The organism is uncultured Pseudoteredinibacter sp. (assembly GCF_947500695.1).
Taxonomy (GTDB): domain Bacteria; phylum Pseudomonadota; class Gammaproteobacteria; order Pseudomonadales; family Cellvibrionaceae; genus Pseudoteredinibacter.
Window position 1 is genome coordinate 802,155 of record NZ_CANMSS010000001.1, and the last position, 19,619, is coordinate 821,773.

The 19,619-nt window shown below is 46.4% G+C and carries 17 protein-coding genes and 2 tRNA genes; 5 read left to right on the top strand and 14 right to left on the bottom strand.

Features of this window, described 5'->3' with window-relative positions; translation table 11 throughout:
- Positions 1-55: 55 nt before the first annotated feature.
- Entirely contained in the window at positions 56-1,243 is a 1,188-nt protein-coding gene (locus Q1A08_RS03210) for a type III PLP-dependent enzyme (protein ID WP_299769633.1), read from the top strand.
- 427 nt (positions 1,244-1,670) lie between these two features.
- Here the strand turns inward: Q1A08_RS03210 and panP are convergent, their stop codons facing one another.
- The gene (panP, locus tag Q1A08_RS03215) at positions 1,671-3,281 is read right to left on the bottom strand and encodes a pyridoxal-dependent aspartate 1-decarboxylase PanP (protein ID WP_299769636.1); all 1,611 of its coding nucleotides are present in this window, start codon (positions 3,279-3,281) and stop codon (positions 1,671-1,673) included.
- 223 nt (positions 3,282-3,504) lie between these two features.
- Here panP and Q1A08_RS03220 point away from each other — a divergent pair, with 223 nt between their 5' ends.
- On the top strand, positions 3,505-5,307 hold the full coding sequence (locus tag Q1A08_RS03220; protein WP_299769639.1) for a DEAD/DEAH box helicase: 1,803 nt from the start codon (positions 3,505-3,507) through the stop codon (positions 5,305-5,307).
- 27 nt (positions 5,308-5,334) lie between these two features.
- On the opposite strand, the gene Q1A08_RS03225 is transcribed toward Q1A08_RS03220, so the two are convergent.
- The 7 genes from Q1A08_RS03225 to Q1A08_RS03255 all read right to left on the bottom strand — a co-directional run bounded on the left by Q1A08_RS03225 (position 5,335) and on the right by Q1A08_RS03255 (position 12,657).
- A complete protein-coding gene (locus Q1A08_RS03225) occupies positions 5,335-5,844 on the bottom strand; it encodes an ASCH domain-containing protein (protein WP_299769641.1) in 510 nt (169 codons plus the stop codon).
- 8 nt (positions 5,845-5,852) lie between these two features.
- Positions 5,853-6,233, bottom strand: a complete 381-nt coding sequence (locus Q1A08_RS03230; protein WP_299769644.1) for a VOC family protein — start codon at positions 6,231-6,233, stop codon at positions 5,853-5,855.
- A 60-nt stretch (positions 6,234-6,293) separates the two neighbouring features.
- Positions 6,294-6,839 carry a hypothetical protein gene (locus Q1A08_RS03235; protein WP_299769646.1) on the bottom strand — a complete coding sequence of 182 codons (546 nt, stop codon included), beginning with the start codon at positions 6,837-6,839 and terminating at the stop codon, positions 6,294-6,296.
- Positions 6,840-6,868: 29 nt separating this feature from the next.
- On the bottom strand, positions 6,869-7,735 hold the full coding sequence (locus Q1A08_RS03240) for an alpha/beta hydrolase-fold protein (protein ID WP_299769649.1): 867 nt from the start codon (positions 7,733-7,735) through the stop codon (positions 6,869-6,871).
- Positions 7,736-7,942: 207 nt separating this feature from the next.
- Entirely contained in the window at positions 7,943-8,995 is a 1,053-nt protein-coding gene (locus tag Q1A08_RS03245) for a 2-oxoacid:ferredoxin oxidoreductase subunit beta (RefSeq protein ID WP_299769652.1), read from the bottom strand.
- 12 nt (positions 8,996-9,007) lie between these two features.
- The gene (locus tag Q1A08_RS03250; protein WP_299769655.1) at positions 9,008-10,867 is read right to left on the bottom strand and encodes a 2-oxoacid:acceptor oxidoreductase subunit alpha; all 1,860 of its coding nucleotides are present in this window, start codon (positions 10,865-10,867) and stop codon (positions 9,008-9,010) included.
- Entirely contained in the window at positions 10,864-12,657 is a 1,794-nt protein-coding gene (locus tag Q1A08_RS03255; RefSeq protein ID WP_299769657.1) for an FAD-dependent oxidoreductase, read from the bottom strand. Before Q1A08_RS03255 ends, Q1A08_RS03250 begins: the two co-directional genes overlap by 4 nt.
- 461 nt (positions 12,658-13,118) lie before the next feature.
- Between Q1A08_RS03255 and Q1A08_RS03260 the strand changes: the two genes are divergently transcribed.
- On the top strand, positions 13,119-14,237 hold the full coding sequence (locus Q1A08_RS03260; RefSeq protein ID WP_299769660.1) for a PilT/PilU family type 4a pilus ATPase: 1,119 nt from the start codon (positions 13,119-13,121) through the stop codon (positions 14,235-14,237).
- Positions 14,238-14,397: 160 nt separating this feature from the next.
- Positions 14,398-14,474 (top strand) — tRNA-Arg (locus tag Q1A08_RS03265).
- Between the two features lie 304 nt (positions 14,475-14,778).
- On the opposite strand, the gene Q1A08_RS03270 is transcribed toward Q1A08_RS03265, so the two are convergent.
- The 5 genes from Q1A08_RS03270 to Q1A08_RS03290 all read right to left on the bottom strand — a co-directional run bounded on the left by Q1A08_RS03270 (position 14,779) and on the right by Q1A08_RS03290 (position 17,288).
- Complete coding sequence (locus tag Q1A08_RS03270) at positions 14,779-15,039, bottom strand: hypothetical protein (protein WP_299769663.1); 261 nt, start codon at positions 15,037-15,039, stop codon at positions 14,779-14,781.
- 21 nt (positions 15,040-15,060) lie between these two features.
- Positions 15,061-15,408: a hypothetical protein gene (locus tag Q1A08_RS03275; protein ID WP_299769666.1), complete on the bottom strand. Its 348-nt coding sequence runs from the start codon at positions 15,406-15,408 to the stop codon at positions 15,061-15,063.
- A gap of 430 nt (positions 15,409-15,838) precedes the next feature.
- Positions 15,839-16,309: an RES family NAD+ phosphorylase gene (locus Q1A08_RS03280; protein ID WP_299769669.1), complete on the bottom strand. Its 471-nt coding sequence runs from the start codon at positions 16,307-16,309 to the stop codon at positions 15,839-15,841.
- Positions 16,309-16,827, bottom strand: a complete 519-nt coding sequence (locus Q1A08_RS03285) for an antitoxin Xre/MbcA/ParS toxin-binding domain-containing protein (RefSeq protein WP_299769672.1) — start codon at positions 16,825-16,827, stop codon at positions 16,309-16,311. The genes Q1A08_RS03280 and Q1A08_RS03285 overlap by 1 nt, the downstream gene beginning before the upstream one ends.
- Before the next feature lie 384 nt (positions 16,828-17,211).
- A tRNA-Arg gene (locus Q1A08_RS03290) sits at positions 17,212-17,288 on the bottom strand.
- A gap of 259 nt (positions 17,289-17,547) precedes the next feature.
- Between Q1A08_RS03290 and Q1A08_RS03295 the strand changes: the two genes are divergently transcribed.
- Complete coding sequence (locus tag Q1A08_RS03295; protein ID WP_299769675.1) at positions 17,548-18,033, top strand: hypothetical protein; 486 nt, start codon at positions 17,548-17,550, stop codon at positions 18,031-18,033.
- A gap of 50 nt (positions 18,034-18,083) precedes the next feature.
- Here the strand turns inward: Q1A08_RS03295 and Q1A08_RS03300 are convergent, their stop codons facing one another.
- Complete coding sequence (locus tag Q1A08_RS03300) at positions 18,084-19,616, bottom strand: methyl-accepting chemotaxis protein (protein ID WP_299769678.1); 1,533 nt, start codon at positions 19,614-19,616, stop codon at positions 18,084-18,086.
- Positions 19,617-19,619: the final 3 nt, after the last annotated feature.

The window sequence follows — 19,619 nt, forward strand, 5'->3', positions numbered from 1 at the left end:
TCCCGTCGTAATACCCGCTGTAACCCTGTACACAGCAAGCTTAGCCGAGGTCAAAATGAATCAATATCACCCGTTTCCACACTCTGATAACAGTGCTAAAAGCCAGTCTACAGCCAACCCACTGCAAAGCAGCTATAGCGGGCCAAAGATTATCATTGATAGCGCGATGATTCGCCGACAAGCCAAGCGCTTTGCTAAAGCTATGCCGCGTGTGCAAGCCCACTATGCCGTTAAAGCCAATCCCCACCCAGAGGTGCTGCGCACGCTACAAAACTGCGGTGTAAACTTCGAAATCGCATCACGTAAAGAACTGGAAATGCTACTGGCACTCGGTGTGGACCCAAAGAGTGTGTTTTACAGCAACCCATTTAAAGGCCCTCAGCACCTGAGTTACGCCGTAGAGAACGGTGTCCAGTGGTACGTTATAGATTGCATCGAGGAAATGGAAAAAGTGCTCAGCGTCAAACCTGATGCGTCTTTGTACCTTCGCTTGTACACCACCAATAAGGGCTCACTATGGCCACTATCCAGCAAGTTTGGTGCTGCGACAGACGAAGTCATGCCTATCCTAGAGCGTGCGGTCGAGTTAAACGCTGACTTAGCTGGCGTGACCTTCCATGTTGGCTCACAGTGTACCAATACCGAAAACTGGCAAACCGGTATTCGCGAGGCCAAGTCCTGCTTTGAAACTATGCGCAATATGGGCTTAAAACCTCGCCTATTGAACCTAGGCGGTGGCTACCCTATGCAGCCTAGTGAAATTATCGAAAACCCAACTAAGCAGCAGCTTGCCCCTAGCATTGAAGCGATTGCCGATGTGATCAATGCGGAAATTGCCGAGCTGCCAGAAGACATTCAGATTATTGCTGAGCCAGGCCGCTATATGGTGGCTGAGGCAGGTCGCATTATTTGCCAAGTTATCGGCACCACCAAGCGTGGCGGCGATCGCTGGGCTTATGTTGATGCAGGCTTTTATCACGGTCTAATGGAGCTAACTGACGCCTTTGATACGGCGGTTACCTCCAATCACTCAGATGAAGATGAGCAGTCACTTTGGACTTTTGGTGGCCCAACTTGTGACTCAGTGGACGTATTTGGCAAAGGTGTAGACGGCAAAGGCACACCGCTGAGCACCAAATTGCAGACCGGCGATTTTATTACCCTGCACAATACCGGCGCCTATGTACACGCATGTGGTACCGAGTTCAATGGCTTTGAACCTTTAGAGGTGGTTGTTATTTAAGGGTAAAAATACTACCTAGTGTTTGCGTGAACCTGCAGCTGAGAATATTGACCCGCGCAAATAATGACCAAACATTGATAAAACACCGTTAAACCCGGCTAAAAAAGACAGCAAATTGCACAAAGCGGACAAACGGTAAAAAAGTTGGAAAAAAACTACAAATTTTATTGAGGGAGCGCTGCTCCCAGACGTTAAAGAATTGCTATTGCTATGGTGCTTAAGCGGTGAAATTACCGCGGAAATGGATTTTGCAAAAGAGCATGGATGCTCAATTTTCTTTCTTTGCACCCTTTTCTTTTTATTTCTCCCCAGCTAAAGCTCCTGCACTGCCTCTTAAGAAGCAGCTGAAGCTAATCAATCGCGTGAAATTCATCGACACATTACCAAGAAGTGTCTCCGACCTTAAAAAGAAACCAAAACAGGCAACTTAAAATAAGTCGCTCGCTATCGCTCGCTGTTCAGCCAATATTTGCTGTAAATGTTCCAGCTGAGTATAGGGGTTTGCTAAAACAACGCGGAACACATGAATTGGATCACGGCCGTAATGAGGTAAGTGCAACTGAGTGCGAGAAACAAAGCCCTGATTGGCAGCAGCCTGGGCTATTTGAATGGCAACGGTCTGATCACTTAACCTTTTATTAAGCGCCTCCAAGCGAAGCACATCCGCATCAGCGAGAGCCGCATCTAACACGGCCTTGTCCGCAGGCGGACAGTAACGGTAGGCCAGGATATTCAGCTCTGGCTGCAGGATTAACTCAAAATCTTCACTCGCCTCAATAAGCTCAGCAAACGCCTTAGCCATAGCCACCGAGTGATCAACCAAGGCGCCGTAACCTGCCGAACCAATCAGATGAAGCCCTGCGTGTAGCAGCAGCGATACGGCAGGTCTTGAGCCCTCTAGAGTGTATGCACCCAGATCTTTAGAATCCGAGCGAATAATATAGGAAGCGTGCTGTTTGATAGCATTCACATGCTCGGGGTCCTTAAAGAGCACCATCCCCGCTCCCATGGGAACATAGAGCTGCTTATGGGCATCCAAAGTGATGGAGTCGGCTCGCTCTATCCCAGCCAACTTATCGCGATGCTGGGCAGAAAAGATAGCTGCCCCACCCCATGCACCATCAACATGTAAATGGCAGCCCAAATCTTCGGCTAGGTCCGCCATGTCATTGAGCGGATCTATGGAACCAGTTTCTGTAGCACCAGCGACGGCAACCAAGGCAAGAATTTTGATACGACGATTTTGCAGCTCTACAACTTGCTCACGCAGCGCCGGCATATCCATACGATGCTTATCATCGACCGCAACTGCTACTAGATTCTCTCGCCCCAAACCCAGCACATCAGCAGCTTTGCTGAGCGAATAATGGCCACGCTCACTCACCAAAACGGCAAGCCCCTGGTAACCATCTGCGGCCATTGCCGACATGGCTCCTAGCAAACCTTTCTCAGCCAACTGATACTTACTGAGCAGACGATTTCTCGCCACCCATAAAGCCATAATGTTCGCCAAGGTACCGCCGGAACAAAACACACCAAAAGCTTGCTTGGGCTGGTGCATATTAGCTTGGTAAAAATGATCCAATTGCTCTGAGCTGCGATCAGCCGAAAAGAAGCAACGATGTAACATTGCTAAAACTTGACGCTCTAGATCCGTGAAATAACCAGAGGTTTCCAACTTGACGTTGTTTTGATTTAAGGCCGCCATCAGCTTTTGTACCACCGGCATAAAAGCTGGCAGGGCTGAGGTCATATGGCCGATGAAATCAGGTCTCGTGGTGTTTACCGTGCCGCGCACCGCTTGGTTTAGCAGGCGACTATAATCCGCATAACTCTGGGCCTGCTCGGGCAGCTCGCTAGAATAGAAGCATTGTTCAATTTTACTGTTATTGGATAATCCAGGTCGCTCATTGGCCTGCAAATGCTGCTCAACTTGAAAGCTAAGCTGACGTTCAAATTCGGCTAACTCTGCAGCATCGAATTCGAAAGTCTTGAGGGCCCCAAACCAAGCTTGGGACAAAGACAGATCGTCCTTCATGGGCGATTTAATTACTCTTCGGCTCATAAAAGAAGGGCCGGCTAAGGTATCGGATAGCACCTCTAAGAGCAAGCTAATAATGTTAAAAAGAACCGGCAATTGCTGCCAGTATTTCTACTACGTTATACAATGTAGCTGCTCAAACTGAGGGTACCTTAGAGTGTCCCCCAGTGAATAACCATAATCCCACTTAACACAGCACAAACATTGCCACTAAGACCCTATGAGTAAAACCAGTAGCTGGCAATTACGCCCTTATCAACAAGAAGCCGTTGATGCCACCATTAGACATTTTCGAAAGAGCAACGACGCCGCGCTTATCGTGCTACCTACCGGCGCAGGCAAAAGCCTAGTCATCGCTGAATTGGCCCGACTCGCCAAACGAAAGATCTTGGTGCTAGCCCACGTTAAAGAACTGGTAGAGCAGAACGCGGCCAAGTTTCGCGCTACCGGTGCTCAGGCCTCTATCTTCTCGGCAGGTTTACAAGAAAAGCAAACTGATGCACAAATTGTGTTTGGCAGCGTGCAATCGGTTGCGCGTAATCTCGATCAGTTTAAACAAGAATATTCCCTGCTGATCATCGATGAATGCCACCGCCTCGCACAAGACGACAATTCTCAGTACCGGCAGGTAATCGACACCTTAAAAAGCAGCAACCCTGCTTTGAAGGTGTTGGGATTAACAGCAACCCCTTATCGCCTAGATAGCGGCTGGATATACCAGCAACATCTTAGCGAAAATATCTGGCGCAGTGATGCCGACACACCCTTTCAAGCCTGCATTTATGAATTACCACTGCGTTATATGATCGACAATAATTACCTTACTTCTGTTGAGCTGCTAGATGCCCCTGTCGCACTCTATGACTTTGAACAGTTGCGCCCCAAACAAAGCGGCCTTTTCAGCCCAAGCGATCTCAATTCGGTACTCGATAAAAGTAAACGTGCAACTGCGCGAATTATTGAGCAGGTTTTAAGCTTGAGCGAGCGGCGTGAAGCTGTGATGATTTTTGCGGCAACCGTAGAACACGCCAAAGAAATCATGGGCTATTTGCCCGATGATTGCTCGGCCATTGTGCTGGGCGATATGAAGCAAAAAGCTCGTGATTCGGTGATTCGAGCCTTTAAAAATAAACAGATTAAATATCTGGTTAATGTGGCCGTACTCACCACAGGTTTTGATGCCCCACATGTTGACACTATTGTGCTGCTTCGCCCAACCGAATCAGTCAGCCTCTATCAGCAAATTATTGGCCGAGGCTTACGCCTAAGCCCCGGCAAAAAACAATGTTTAGTGCTCGATTATGCCAGCAATGGTCATCGCTTATTTTCCCCTGAAGTGGGCGAAGTAAAACCGAGCGGTGACAGTGAAGTGATAGAAATCCCCTGCCCAGCCTGCGGCTTTAACAATCATTTTTGGGGCAAGCTTGATGAACAAGGTAACCTACTTGAACACTATGGCCGCCGTTGCCAGGGCTTAATAGAGCAAGCCGAACACAGCGAGAAGCCAAATAGCAAAAAACGCCGCTGCGAGTTTCGCTTTCGTTTTAAAGAGTGCCCTAGCTGCGGGCAAGAGAATGATATTGCCGCACGCAAATGCCTAAGCTGCGAGCAACTTTTGGTCGATCCTGATGATAAGCTAAAACAGGCCCTAGCCTTACGTGACCATATCGTTTTACGTTGCGCAGGCCAAAGCCTAGATGCAGGCCATAAAGATGGCAAAGAGCGTTTAGAGGTCTGTTATCACGATGAAGACGGCAGCGAGCTTCAGGAGTATTTTTATCTCAGCACAAGCAAACAGCGCTATGCCTGCTGGCTGCATTTTCTAAAACCCCATAAATTACTGCCCGAACACTTCCCCAAGCGCTGTATTGAAAAACTCAGTGTCAATTATATTTTACAGAGACAGGACCAGCTCAGGTCGCCAGATTTTGTCATTGCTCGCCAGGAAAAACGCTATAGCCAAGTGATTGAAAAGCTGTTTGACTATGAGGGGCGTTATCGCAAAGCGAACGAAATACACTAGTGCTGAACAAATAGAGATAAAAGTGTTTTAGCGATAAACGACTTCAAAGGATTCACAGATTATCGGCATATCCAATGTCGGCCTCTGTCCATAAATAGCCAGCTCACGATGATAATAGGCCCAGTGCACCTGTCGCCAATAGGCTAAGCTTTTATCGCCCTCACCTTCAAGCTGGGCGAAACCAGCATCAATCTCAAAATAGGGCCTTACTTCCACTTGGGTCGTTTGAATAATGCATTGGGCAATACCCGCCCAATTGGTGACAATATTTAAATCACCTACCTCAGGCATAGGCTCACCACTATGTTCCAGCCACCACAACGAACTTGCGGTAGCTCTTTTGTCGCCAGACAATACCCAGTCAGCACATTCATCGGCATCTTTTGGGTTATCGCAGAAATACCATGCCGGCAATTCCGTTGGCGTTTGATTTATAGACTCAAAATAAGCTCGGCTAATGGTTTGAATCGAGGGATGGCTATTATTCATTAGATCAGCGCTGCTTTTGTTATCGTTGTTGAAATGTTTTTTATCCATGAATACCGCTAAGCGGATTTTGCCTTCTCTTCCATCAATGCCAATAGATTACCTTCAGGATCTCTCAAAAACGCCAACCACAGATCGTGATCAGGCATAGCCGCGGCAAACTCTGGCGCTCTTTCACAATGAACACCGCTATCCTCTAGCGATTGAAACTTGGACTCTATATCGCAAACCTGATAGTACAAAATGGAATTTTGTCCAGCTTCCCCTGCCCCTTGGGGTTCAGTCAGCATTAAACGACTTGCCCCACATTGCAAAAAGGCCAGCTGATCACTGGGGGCAAACAGAAACTCTAAACCAAGCTGATCGCGATAAAAGGTTAAAGCTTCTTTAACATTGGAGACCGTAATTGCGATTTGTCCTATATGGCTGATATCACTCATATCTCTTTCCCATCACTTTCCAATCACTTTTACTAAAGTAAAACAACAGAATTCAAAAATTCAAATCAAACCCTGCTTTTGCATCTGCCTTATTCTCGCTTTCACGGATGGCGCTTCGTCTCGAAGCGCCATTTCGATATAGTCATTCACCTCAGGCCCGTATCTTGGAAAATGATCTGCGAATAAAGCCCAAGCATAATAACTCCAAGCTCGGACAAATTTATTCTCACAACTTAGAGCGCTTTTTAGTATCCGCTCCCAGCTATCTCTGTATTCTTCGACCAATTCAAAACTCTTAAAGCTCTGCAAAATATGTAACAAAGTTTGCCAGTGCGGCTCGTTTTCCAATACAGATAAAATAGAGTGACTTTGCTTTGCCAGTACAATATAGCCATTGTCGCAATGCTGTTTTAGTAGATGGCTCAATGCATTCTGTAGCTTTATACTCGTGCTAACACTATCAGCCCAATCTTCAAGAACTTTGGCAAAATCGTCATTCGCACTGTAATTGCGATAAAGCCCCTCAAGAGCTTCAACAGACTTTCCATCCCAGCGATCGAGGCTAGACAGTATTTCCTCTCTGTATTTGAGCCACTGAGGTTTCACGGTTAATACCTATACCTGCCAACGTAGGCTTACTGTTCCCGAGGAAACATGGATCTCAAGCCACTTAGCGCCGCCGGGTGATAAACACTTAAGTGTGTTTCATTGGGCAGTTCTTTAAACACAACTTCAATGCGATCATCTTTTGAGAAGACTTCAGACAATGCTCGACTTGGTTCAACGATACCTTTTTGGCTACTGGCAGCGATATAGACTCGCTTCTGACCGGCTTTAGCTTGAGCTTGAGCTTGTTGATTTTTATCCGGCAAGTTTTTATTTAGTCTATCCGCCGAGGTAGAAACCAAGCGTTCTTTATCCCACCATAGACTAGGATCAACCGCCAGATAACTATCGAATAAACTCGGTTCCTCAAGGAGGGTTTCAATAACGAATAGGCCTGCCAATGACTCCCCGATGATGGCCGTTTCACCAGATGTACGATATCGCTTATTGATCTCTGGCATCAGCTCATCGCGAATAAAGGCTCTGAATTTATCAGAGCCACCAATATTTGGCGCTATTTCTTTGTCTCTTGGATCACTTGTTGGGCCGGTGAGATCGCGCTTTCTTTCGGTGTTTTCTATACCGACCAAGATAAAGGGGCGCATAGTCCAATTTAGAGCGCCTATTTGTACCAGGCCAGCAATATGAAGAAAGTCCTCTTCTAGACCACCATCAGGCATATATAGCACAGGGTATTTACCCTTTTTATTGCGATGATATTCAGACGGGAAATAGATATTTATCCGACGCTGCTCAGCGAGAATATTTGATTTTAGTGTTAAGGCGTCACCAATGCTCAGCGGGCTTAACTCTGCGGCCAAGCTGAGCTTGCTGAATATGGCCATTAAAACAACCAACAATGTACGTATATATAAATGCCTTCCTAGCTGTCGCATAGTCGTTTCCTAGCTTGATTATTATTTATGTATCTTTGTGCTGATTCATTATCTTATCAACGAATAAGGCACTATACAGCTCAAAAACTGCACGGCAGTTTGAGGGATATGCAGCCTAGAGCCATGTCATGGTGAGGGTGAAGCGTACGGAGCAGTTGAGAGGAGTTGGAGAAATGCCGTGACTGACAAGACAGTCACGGCATAGGCTTAACGAAGGCTTTCGTTAATGGCCTGTAAGGCTTTTTCGCCAGGGCATAGCTCAGATTCACCTAAGGTACGCAGAGCCTTTTTACTGGTACCAATGGTTTCATGGCAATCTTGCGAATCGGCATCCATATACAGCAAGCCCGTTAAGATCTTATCTTGCGCTTTATAGTCTTTAATTAGCTTTAAAGCACTACGACGATCATTCACATTCAAATCCGCATCAGCCTTTTGCAAATGCACCACGCTGCCATCATGCAAAGTAACTTCTTGCGCGGTACCAGCACCATAATCTGCGGTGATCTCTTCACGCATTGGCACAAAATCTACAGTACCAGTAGCGGCTAGGTGATCGCGAACGTGCTCGTAGTTTTTAGTTGAGCCCGGATTATTGTTAAAAGTTACACAAGGTGAAATCACATCAATCAATGCAAAACCGCGATGCGAAATAGCGGCCTTAATTAAGGGGATCAACTGATTTTTGTCGCCCGAGAAGCTGCGCGCAACAAAAGTCGCCCCTAGCTGCAAAGCAACACTGGCAAGATCAATTGCCTCAAAAGGGTTTGGCTCACCTTTTTTACTGATAGAGCCCACATCGGCCGTGGCCGAATCCTGCCCTTTGGTCAAACCATAGCAGCCATTATTCTCGACCACGTACATCATGTTCAAATTACGACGTACCGCATGGGTAAACTGCCCCATACCAATGGAAGCGGTATCACCATCACCCGAGACACCCACATAGATCATCTCGCGATTGGCCATATTGGCGCCCGTCGCAACCGAAGGCATGCGACCATGTACTGAGTTAAAACCGTGTGAATTTCCTAGAAAGTAGGTCGGCGTTTTTGAGGAACAACCAATACCTGACATTTTGGCAATATTATGCGGTGGAATCGATAACTCAAAGATCGACTGCACAATGGCGGCGCTAATAGAATCGTGGCCACAACCTGCACATAGCGTCGAGATCGAACCCTCGTAATTCTTTTTGGTAAAGCCCAACTCATTAGTGGGCAATTCTGGGTGGCGAAACGCCGGCTTAAAGAAACTCATCTTATCTTCCCCTTACTGTGCCCGTTTAATAGGTGTAACATTATCGTGCTGCACTACATCTTTCACTCGCTGAGCAATGGTATCGGCCGTTATCGGCATTCCATCGTAGTGCAAGATCTTGACCAGGGATTTAGGGTTTATTTCACATTCATTGACCAGTAGCTGACGCATTTGGGCATCACGATTTTGCTCAATAACAAAAACGGTATCGTGCTCGGCAATAAAATCTTCAACTTCATGATTAAACGGGAAGGCTTTAATGCGGCAGCTATCGGCAGTGATGCCCTGCTCGGCCAATTTATCAACCGCTTCAAGTGTCGCATCTTTGCTGGTACCGAAATGAATCAAGCCTACTTTTTTGCCACCTTCTACGCTGATAATTTCAGGTGCCGGGACATAGCTTTTAGCGGTTTCCCATTTATGCAGTAAGCGCTCCATGTTTTTCACATACTCGCTGCCATCTTCGGTATACACCGCGTATTCGTCACGCGAGGTGCCACGAGTAAAGAAAGAACCTTTAGTGGGGTGCGTACCTGGATAAGTACGGTATGGAATACCATCACCATCGACATCTAAGTAGCGACCAAAACGCTCACTCATCGCTTCAAGCTCTTCGGCATTAAATACCTTACCGCGATCGTATTCACGCGCATCATCCCAGCTTAATGGCTCAGACAGATTATCGTTCATACCCAGATCAAGATCGGTCAGCATGATGACAGGAGTTTGCAAGCGCTCGGCCAGATCAAAAGCCTGCGCTGTCATATCAAAGCAATCTTTCGGCGTCGATGGGAACAGCAAGACGTGTTTAGTATCACCGTGGGAAGCATAAGCGGCGGCCACAATATCGGATTGCTGTGTACGTGTCGGCATACCGGTAGACGGCCCTGCCCTTTGTACATCTATCAAAACCGTTGGGATTTCCGCGAAATAAGCCAAGCCCAAGAATTCGCTCATTAAGGAGACGCCAGGCCCAGAAGTTGCGGTAAACGCACGAGCACCATTCCAGCTAGCGCCAATTACCATACCGATTGCGGCTAGTTCATCTTCAGCCTGTACGATGGCGTAATTTTTCTGGCCACTGGCCGGATCGATACGCATGCGCTTACAGTATTTTTCAAAACCTTCGATTACCGAAGTAGACGGCGTAATGGGATACCAGCCTGCTACGGTAGCACCGGCATATACAGCACCTAAGCCACAGGCTGTATTACCGTCCAATAAAATACGATCACCAACATTGTCGCAACGCTTCACGGTAATGCTACAGGGGCATTCAAAATTGGCCTTGGCGTATTGAAAACCAAGCTCTAAAGCATGCACATTTGGCGCGATTAATTTTTCTTTGCCTTTAAACTGATCGGCGATCAGGCCCGTTAACACATCGAACTCAATGTCTAGCAGCGCAGCTAAAGCGCCCACATAAATCATGTTTTTAAATAGCTGGCGCTGACGAGCATCTTTGTATTCATCCATGCAGATCTGCATTAAGGGAATACCGATAAAATTAATATCGTCACGATGTAAACGTAGATCTAATGGTTTGGTATTGTCATATAAGAAGTAGCCACCAGGGCTCACCTCTTTAACGTCTTTGGCCATGCTTTGCGGGTTTACTGACACCATAAAATCGGTGCCACCGCGACGCCCTAGATAGCCCTTTTCGCTTACCCGCACTTCATACCAGGTCGGCAAGCCTTGAATATTAGAAGGAAAAATATTCTTAGGGCTCATTGGGATGCCCATTCTAAAAATGGACTTTGCAAATAAATTATTAGCACTGGCCGAGCCCGTGCCATTTACATTAGCGAACTTAATGACGAAATCATTGACCGCTTCAATGCTTTTTACACCTTTGGCAACTGAACTCATGATTCCGCTCCTGCTTTGGCCATTTCATAGCTAAATTTCTGCATGTCCCAAGCGGCGGTTGGGCAACGCTCAGCGCACAAACCACAATGCAAGCAAACGTTTTCGTCTTTTACCATCACGCGTCCGGTTTGCAATTGACCTTCTGATACCAACAGATCCTGAGTCAAATTATTAGCAGGCACAATGAGCTTCGCTCTTAAAGCGGATTCATCGTCGTCATTGTCAACAAAATTAATGCAATTGGTTGGACAGATATCGGTACAGGCATCGCACTCGATACATTTACTCTCGGTAAACACGGTTTGAGCATCACAATTCAAACAACGCTGAGCTTCTGCAAATGCGAGTTGCTCATCGTAGCCAAGCTCTACTTCTAAAAGACGATCTTTAACTGAAGTAGCCACATCAGCATGGGGAACCGCATAGCGAACATCTTCTACTACGCCATTATCGTAGCTCCACTCATGAATACCCATCTTCTGGCTTACAAGATTAGTCAAAGCCGAGGGGCGTTCATTCAATACCGACTTGCCATTCAAGAACAGATCGATAGAAACCGCGGCATGGTGGCCCTGCGCAACTGCCGTAATAACGTTGGCTGGACCAAAGGCAGCATCACCACCAAAAAATACTTTTGGTAGAGTAGACTGGAAGCTCTCTTCATTGACCACAGGCATATCCCACTGGCCAAACTCGATACCCAGATCGCGCTCAACCCATGGGAAGGCATTATCTTGGCCAATGGCGATGCAGACATCGTCACATTCAACAAACACTGGCTCTTCGCCTAAAGACACTAAACTGCGTTTGCCATTTTCATCGTACTTCGCTTCAACGCGATCAAAACGCATACCCACAAGCTTGCCGTCTTCAACAACAAACTCTAGCGGCACATGGTTTTCCATCATTGGAATGCCTTCACGCTCGGCATCCTCAATCTCCCACGGCGAAGCTTTCATTTCGCTCTTAGGGCTGCGCACAATGACTTTGACTTCGTCTGCACCGATACGCAGTGCAGTACGGCAGCAATCCATGGCGGTATTACCGCCACCTAACACAATTACTTTTTTGCCCACTTTATCTGTGTGTTCAAAAGCAACATTAGCCAGCCACTCGATACCTAAGTGAATATTGGCATCACCTTCTTCGCGGCCAGGGATGTTTAGATCACGACCACGTGGCGCACCCGTACCCACGAACACCGCATCGTACTCTTTGTCGAGAACGGCTTTAAGGCTATCAACATAAGTGTTGAACTGGGTGATAACGCCCATATCAAGAATGTAATTCACTTCTTGATTTAGCACTTGTTCCGGCAGACGGAAGGAAGGAATCTGGCTGCGCATAAAACCGCCACCAAGCGGCTGATCATCATAAAGATGAACATCATAGCCAAGGGGCATCAAATCACGGGCAACCGTCAGTGAAGCTGGGCCACCGCCAATAAGGGCAACTTTTTTACCGTTCTTTTGCTTGGGGATCTCTGGCATTCGAGCAGCCACATCTTCATCAAGCTTATTATCTGAAGCTACACGCTTCAGGCGGCAAATAGCCACTGGCTCTTCTTCCACCCGCCCTCGTCGACAAGCGGGCTCACAGGGTCGATCACAAGTTCGCCCAAGCACACCGGGAAACACATTGGATTCCCAGTTGATCATATAGGCGTCGGTGTAACGGCCGGCGGCAATTAAACGGATATATTCGGGCACAGGGGTATGCGCCGGACAGGCGTACTGACAGTCCACCACTTTGTGAAAGTGATGACCGTCTTCGGTCTTTGTAGGCTTCACAACACGGTTCCAATTGCTACTGCTTGCGCAGATTCATCATTATTACCCGCTTTTGGCGGGTATGGCTTATGGGGCATTTATTCAGTGGTTTACCACTCAATTGCCTCTCATTCTTTCTTTTTTATTCTGTTGAATTAGCGTTTGCTTATTCGTTCTTGTAGATGCTAACGCATATTTACTTTACAAGTAAAGAATATCTACTTGCAGATAAACAAGACAACAGAGCTTTTTCCTGTAATTCGCCGTATTCTAGTAGAAAATGAAGGATATTTGACAGGCCAAATACGCCAATTAGTAGGTATCCACTACCAACCGTAGCAAATTGTCCAATTAATCTACAGCCAAATAAGCTTCAGTGATAAACGCCTATAAATAGTGGGCTTTTATCGAGTTTATGGACGAATTGCCGCTAAACTCTATAAAGAGAGACTACATTGCTTAAGACGAGCTAGGGCTGCCACATGGAAATGAGCGACTACCTTCAATTTATGGTTGAACATGGCGCATCGGATTTGTTTTTTAGCACCAATGCACCGGTGATGATTAAGATCGAAGGTCAGATACACCCGGTGCAATCTCAGCATACGATGGCAGTAGGCGAAGTGAAGACCCTAGCCTATAGCTTAATGCAAGATCACCACATACAGCGCTTTGAACAGGACTGGGAGCTTAACTTTGCGGCCTCCATTAAAGGCCTAGCTCGCTTTCGAATTAACCTGCTGAGACAGCGTGGTGAAGTCGCCATGGTGGTGCGGCATGTAAAAACCGAGATCCCGAGCTTTACAGAGCTGCACCTTCCCTCTTCCCTTAAAGAGCTGGTGATGCACCGCCGCGGACTCGTATTAGTAGCCGGCGCAACCGGCTCGGGCAAATCCACCACCATGGCCGCCATGTTGGATTATCGAAATGCCCACCATCATAGCCACATACTCACCATCGAAGACCCGATTGAGTATCTGCATCACTATAAAAGATCCATCGTTAATCAACGAGAAATTGGCAGCGACACTCAAAGCTATGCCAGCGCTTTAAAAAACGCCATGCGCGAAGCACCCGATGTAATTTTGATTGGCGAGATTCGCGACAGTGAGACCATGCATAGCGCCATCACCTATGCCGAAACTGGTCATCTATGCTTGGGGACCATTCACGCCGCCAATGCCATTGAAACCTTAGACCGCGTGTTGAACTTCTTTCCTGAAAAACAACATCGACAACTACGCACCGATTTATCGCGCAACCTAAGAGCCATTGTTTGCCAGCGCCTGCTCATCGGCCTAGATAAAAAACGCTGGCCAGCCTTTGAAATACTGCCGGAATCACCCTACATCAGCGAATTAATACAAAACGACAAAATAGAAGAAATCGCCGAAGCACTAGAGCGCGGCATGGACATCGGCGCCAGAAATTTTGATGACGACATCTTTGCACTATTCCAAGAAGGAAAGATCAGCGAAGAGGAGGCACTAAGCCATGCCGACTCTCGCCACAATCTAAAAGTAAAAATGCGCCTAAGCCAAAAACAAGAGGCTGGGCAATCAGAAATAAGCAAAGACCTAGACTGGGACCACAGTCCTTAAATACCTCTAAAAAAACAAAATCAGAGCCAAAAACAGAGACTGAATAGAACAAAAAACACCCAATAAAATAACAACAACAAAGAAACAAAGCCAAAGCCTATACAAAACAAAAAAGCACTTGACCCAAACCCCACAACCCCCTATTATTCGCGCCCTCAACGCACTCGTAGCTCAGCTGGATAGAGTACTCGGCTACGAACCGAGCGGTCGAAGGTTCGAATCCTTCCGAGTGCGCCATACAAATAAAAACGCCCCCTTAGGCTAGGCCTAAGGGGGCGTTTTTATTTGTATGGCGTTCTTGGCTGGTAAGAAGCTTCGTGGTTCGACCGATTGCGACCAAGCAATCGGGACTGCGCTCAGGAGAGCGCACCCCCAGGGTCAAAATACGCCCAAGCGTATTTTGAGTCCATCCTTCTTTCTAATTCATTTGCGCGGTCGATCAAACTAAGAAATAGAGCAAATACAGATCACGTGGTCATATACCGTTGCACCAAACACGCCAAAGATTTTTTATTCGGCGGTTAAGAAGTTTGATTCATAATTATCGTTCTTCCGGCAACAGGGTAATTTTACTGGGGGCCACAAAGATAGTATTGCCTTGAAAATCTGAAATCACCCCATTAACCATAAGCTTTTCACCAACACTAAATCTCTTAATACTAGGCTGTGATTTAATATCGGTTTTTACCCAAAACACCCCAAAACTATCATTCTTAGAAACACTCAGAATTATGTTTGCACTGTTATCTTCATTAAACAGGATATCGACAACCCAACCAGTCCATTCTACCTCCATCCCCATATATGCTTCTTCTATCGTATTTCACACGTAGGGTCTGGATTGCTTCACTTCTACAAGTATTTTTTCTGCTGGGTGAACAGGAATCGGTGTCTTTTTTGGGGTTTCGGCTTGATTCTCAATATCGGATAGTCCATTTATAGAAGGTGCCGCTTCGCTTAGTTTACCAGATGGATTTTCGTCCATTAACTTTAGCAGAGGCTCCTGCGTGATACTAGGAGGCACTGGCTTCGTGTACTCGAACAAACCATAGAGAACGCTAACCCTAGTGCCTCGCTCAGAGTTTTTGTCCACCACCCACCATAACAGCAGAGATACAGCAGAGACGACAAGAAAACCTGTCACGCTGAGCTTATCTAAAAGTGCTTTCATTTTTTATCTCCAAGCGTCCATGACTAAATTGCGCTGATCGTTATCCACCAACTCATCTCCCTTCATACGCCGCACAAGCGTAAAGATAAAATATCAAAGCCGTAAGCACCGGAGTCAACCATATAAAGATGCCAATACTAAATCCCCCGCCATTACCTGCACTATAAAAAAAGTACTTGGTAGCAGCGAAAAACAACAAAGCTACAAAACCCATTAAAAAACCACGAAAAGCAATGTGCTCAATACTCACTTGATCCTGCACCCATCTACGAGGCAAGATCGCACAGCAAATGATGTAAATTATAATAATTAGAACAGCCATTGTTTCTTCATATTCTTTTAGGTGTTAAGGAAAAAATGGACAGCGTAAAAACTTGTTTCAAAGAATTTTACAAATCATCAATGTTAAAACGTCTCGAAAATACCCCCCCTACTTCCGCAACCTAGAATCATACCTAAAAGGCAAAACCTCTCCATACTTAAGCTTGGTAAAATCCGGATGAGCTGGGTTAAGTAAATAATTATATTCACCCATTACCGCCACACTAGGCACTTGAAGAACGACAGAGCTTTGCGCATCTACCCAAGCATCACCTGTGGCTTGAACACTGGGCGCCATGGCGGGCTCAGCCCAATCGTTGGGGAGATCACTAATATCTATGTGTTCTACAAGGGATTCGTCAAAAGAAACTGAGACCTGACGGTAAACATTGAGGATATCCGCACGACCCAAATGTACCAGAAGCTCCATGGCCGATTGAGCGAGACTACTACCTAAGTACACCACCCTAATGCCTTTAGAATTCCAGCGGCCGCCATATAGAAAAGCGCCCTCTCCCGATATCATTTCTGCAACGCTGTTCGAAAATTCTGGGGCCGCAATACGGTAGCCGCTAAGCACTAGCTAAAGACCCCATGACGAAGACGCCCAATTAAATCCTCTACATCTCTAGCGCCAAATTCTGTGCTCGCTCTCTCTAGTGGAGTTTCTCCCTCCAGCAAATCAAGAGGCATTCTAAGCCAGGCTATCGCCGCTTCATCGTCACCCTGCATTAAAGCCAGCGCTTGATCCTTCAATTGCGCGAAGCGAATGGCCCGATCGGATTCATCCACCTCAAGCCGGCCGCTCTTTTTGCGGCGGGTCATGGTGCTGGGCGGGATCCCCAATATTTGCGCAACCTCTTTTTGAGAAGCATTAAGGCCAATTTCGAGCTGTTCGATAGCCTTGAACGACAAACCCTCTTTTAGGCTTTTGCGCACGCCTGCTCGACTAAACTCTTTGATACCAGAGACTTCCTTGGTCAGAGCCCTTACCGGGCGAAGACGAGCAGTGCTAGCTGGCCTTAGCGTGACTGCAGAAGCCGCCTTGGACTTATTCTTCGCAGGGCCTTTTTTGGGGGATGCTATAGCTGTAGCCATTTGGGCACTCCATGATATTCATATGGTTTTATTATCGGTTTGAATTTGGGTGCTGTCAAACTTGGCTTGGGGGGATTGGGATTAGCGGATTTATGGCCTATTGGCTTAGATATTTTCGGCTTTGGTTTTGGTTTTAAGAGAAGGATGGACTCAAAACACGCTTGGGCGTGTTTTGACCCTGCGGGTGCGCACTCCTGTGCGCAGTCCCGATTTCTTGGTCGCAATCAGTTATGGTTTATTCCTATAAACCACCCTTCGGGCCGCTAAAGCGGCGCAAAATCACTCCAGGTGATTTTGTCGAACCACGAAGGCTCTTACCGGCCAAGAACGCCATACATACAAAAAAGCCCCCAAGGCAGGGCCTTGGGGGCTTTTTTGTATGTATGGCGCACTCGGAAGGATTCGAACCTTCGACCGCTCGGTTCGTAGCCGAGTACTCTATCCAGCTGAGCTACGAGTGCGTTGAGGCGCGTATAATAGGGATGCACACCTATTGAGTCAAGCCGTTTTTTAAAAAAATGAAACAATTAAGCTAGGGGCCCATTTCGTCAGCCTGTATTTTGATCAGAAGCAGCCTAAGGCAATTAAACTTCTTTAAAAACAATCACTTCCAAACAAGCGTCTTTCTAATCGTAGCATCTGTTTTAAAAGCGTTGACAGCTCTTAATACGAGCAATACACTAATGATAATGATTATCATTTATTGAGTCGAAGCTGAATATGAATGCTATTTGCCCATCACATCAACAAGCGCTGATCCAAAACCCAAAACAGGCGCTGTCCGCCTGCCGTAAGCTTATTGATGAAGGAACCAAGTGTCATCATGCGGCTGAGTATGGTGAATCTTGCCATCGCTTTCAGGCTGGAGTAGAAATCTGCCAAATGATCTTGTCTCACTCCCCTAACCCAGCAATGGTGGCATTACGAGTGATCGCTGGGCACAATCTTTCAGCTTCTTATGTCGCGCTTGGCGATAATCTCTACGCCGAAAAAGCTCTGTATATTGTGCACAATGAGATTTGCGCTCTATGCCAAGATTCTAGCCAGCAGCGCTGCATTCGGCTTGAGGCACTAAGCCAATTACAAACCACCCTGTTTTCTTTAACATCACAGCTTGGCCATATGGGTAAAAGTGAAGAACTGCACGAGACCATTACTGAGGCAGAAGCGATTGCCGAGCACACGGCCCAGCAACTTTTTCACTAGCAAAAAAGCGAGCCCATAGAGCTCGCTTTTCAGTGGGTCCAGCTTTCAGATTAGGAAGCTTGCTTTTCATCCATCATTTCATCAATACGCTTGAGAATCATATCGCTCTCACTTTCCGCGATCTTCATATTGTCGATAATCCTTTGCCTAATTTCAGGCATAAAGCGCCAGTTTGCATCACGCAAGTCAACAGCTTCTTGCACCGCACGATGCACCGCAGCATGCGGTGCCTCCAATGCCTTATACGCTTGAGTATGGCTAAAACTTTTTGAACCATCCCCCTCGTAATACCAGCGCCCCATTCGACAGCCGGTGTGGTCGATGGATATTGCCGCTATTTCATCTTCGCGCCCGCTGGAATCATCTAACGCTAAATAACCATTCTGTTTAAAAATAATATGGTCAAGTTTTGCCAAGGTACCAAAAGTTCTATCTTTAGCATTGGTGACGTAACGACGTGTCGTTTCAGCAGATTCAGAAAAGTCGTTAAAGCGATGCTTAAACTCTTCCACTTGCTGACTGATTTGATTAGCGGAGCTACTGGAAGTTTCTGCCTTACTCACCATATCTTGTACACGAGAACTAAAGCCACCCATGGTAGAAGAAACTTCAATGGCAGCCTCTTTGGTACGATTCGAAAGCGCTTTTACTTCTTCAGCTACCACCGCAAAACCGCGCCCCTGCTCACCTGCACGAGCGGCTTCAATAGCAGCGTTTAAGGCTAACAAGCTGGTTTGATCGGCAATTTCAGTAATAATCGATAAAGACGCCGAAACTTTTTCGCTGTCTTCACCTAAGGCTTTCACCACCTCAGCCACTTCTTGAATACTGCAATTAATCTCGGTTAACTGGCTCGCCATCTTATCAACTTCTTGCTGGCTTTCTCTTGCTGCTTCACCGCTACTATTCGCGATGGTTTCTACTTCGAAAACTTCACGGGAAATTCTATCCAAATCAGCCTGGTTAGTTTTTAGGTTTCTGATCAAATTTACCGTATTAAGATTATGCAATTCAGAATGCAGCTCATTAGCCGCCAGCAAATCCATGCCCTCTTGCATGCGATCAATCGATAAATTAATAGAGCACAGTGAGTTTCTTAACTGACCAGGCAAGCCTTTATATAAAGCCTTACGATCATAAGAGCCTTTGGCCACGTAGTTAAAGCAACTATTTACTTCTTTAAAGTAAGATTCAATACGATCCAATAAATCGTTCAACTCCCAAGCCACAAGGCCCAGTTCGCCCATGCCTTTGGTTCTTACAATTCGCTTGTAAAACGAACCCTGATTGGCGGATTTGATGGTACCGTGCACAGCTTCTATTAAGTTGAATATTTGCTTAGAAGACTGATGAATCCACAAAGAAAAGACCAAACTAAGCACCGGCGCCAGCAATAACCACCAAGCAGGATCCAATAAAACAAAGGCCATACCATTACTGAGCCACACTAGGGCCAGCACTGTCCAAACCGCCATTTGGATGCGGGTTCTAAAAAATGGAATCTGGCTACTGATATTCTTTCTATTTGCAGCTTTAGATTTAAACTCTGGCTTTTGATTAATACTCGTGCCATTTTTCATCATTTT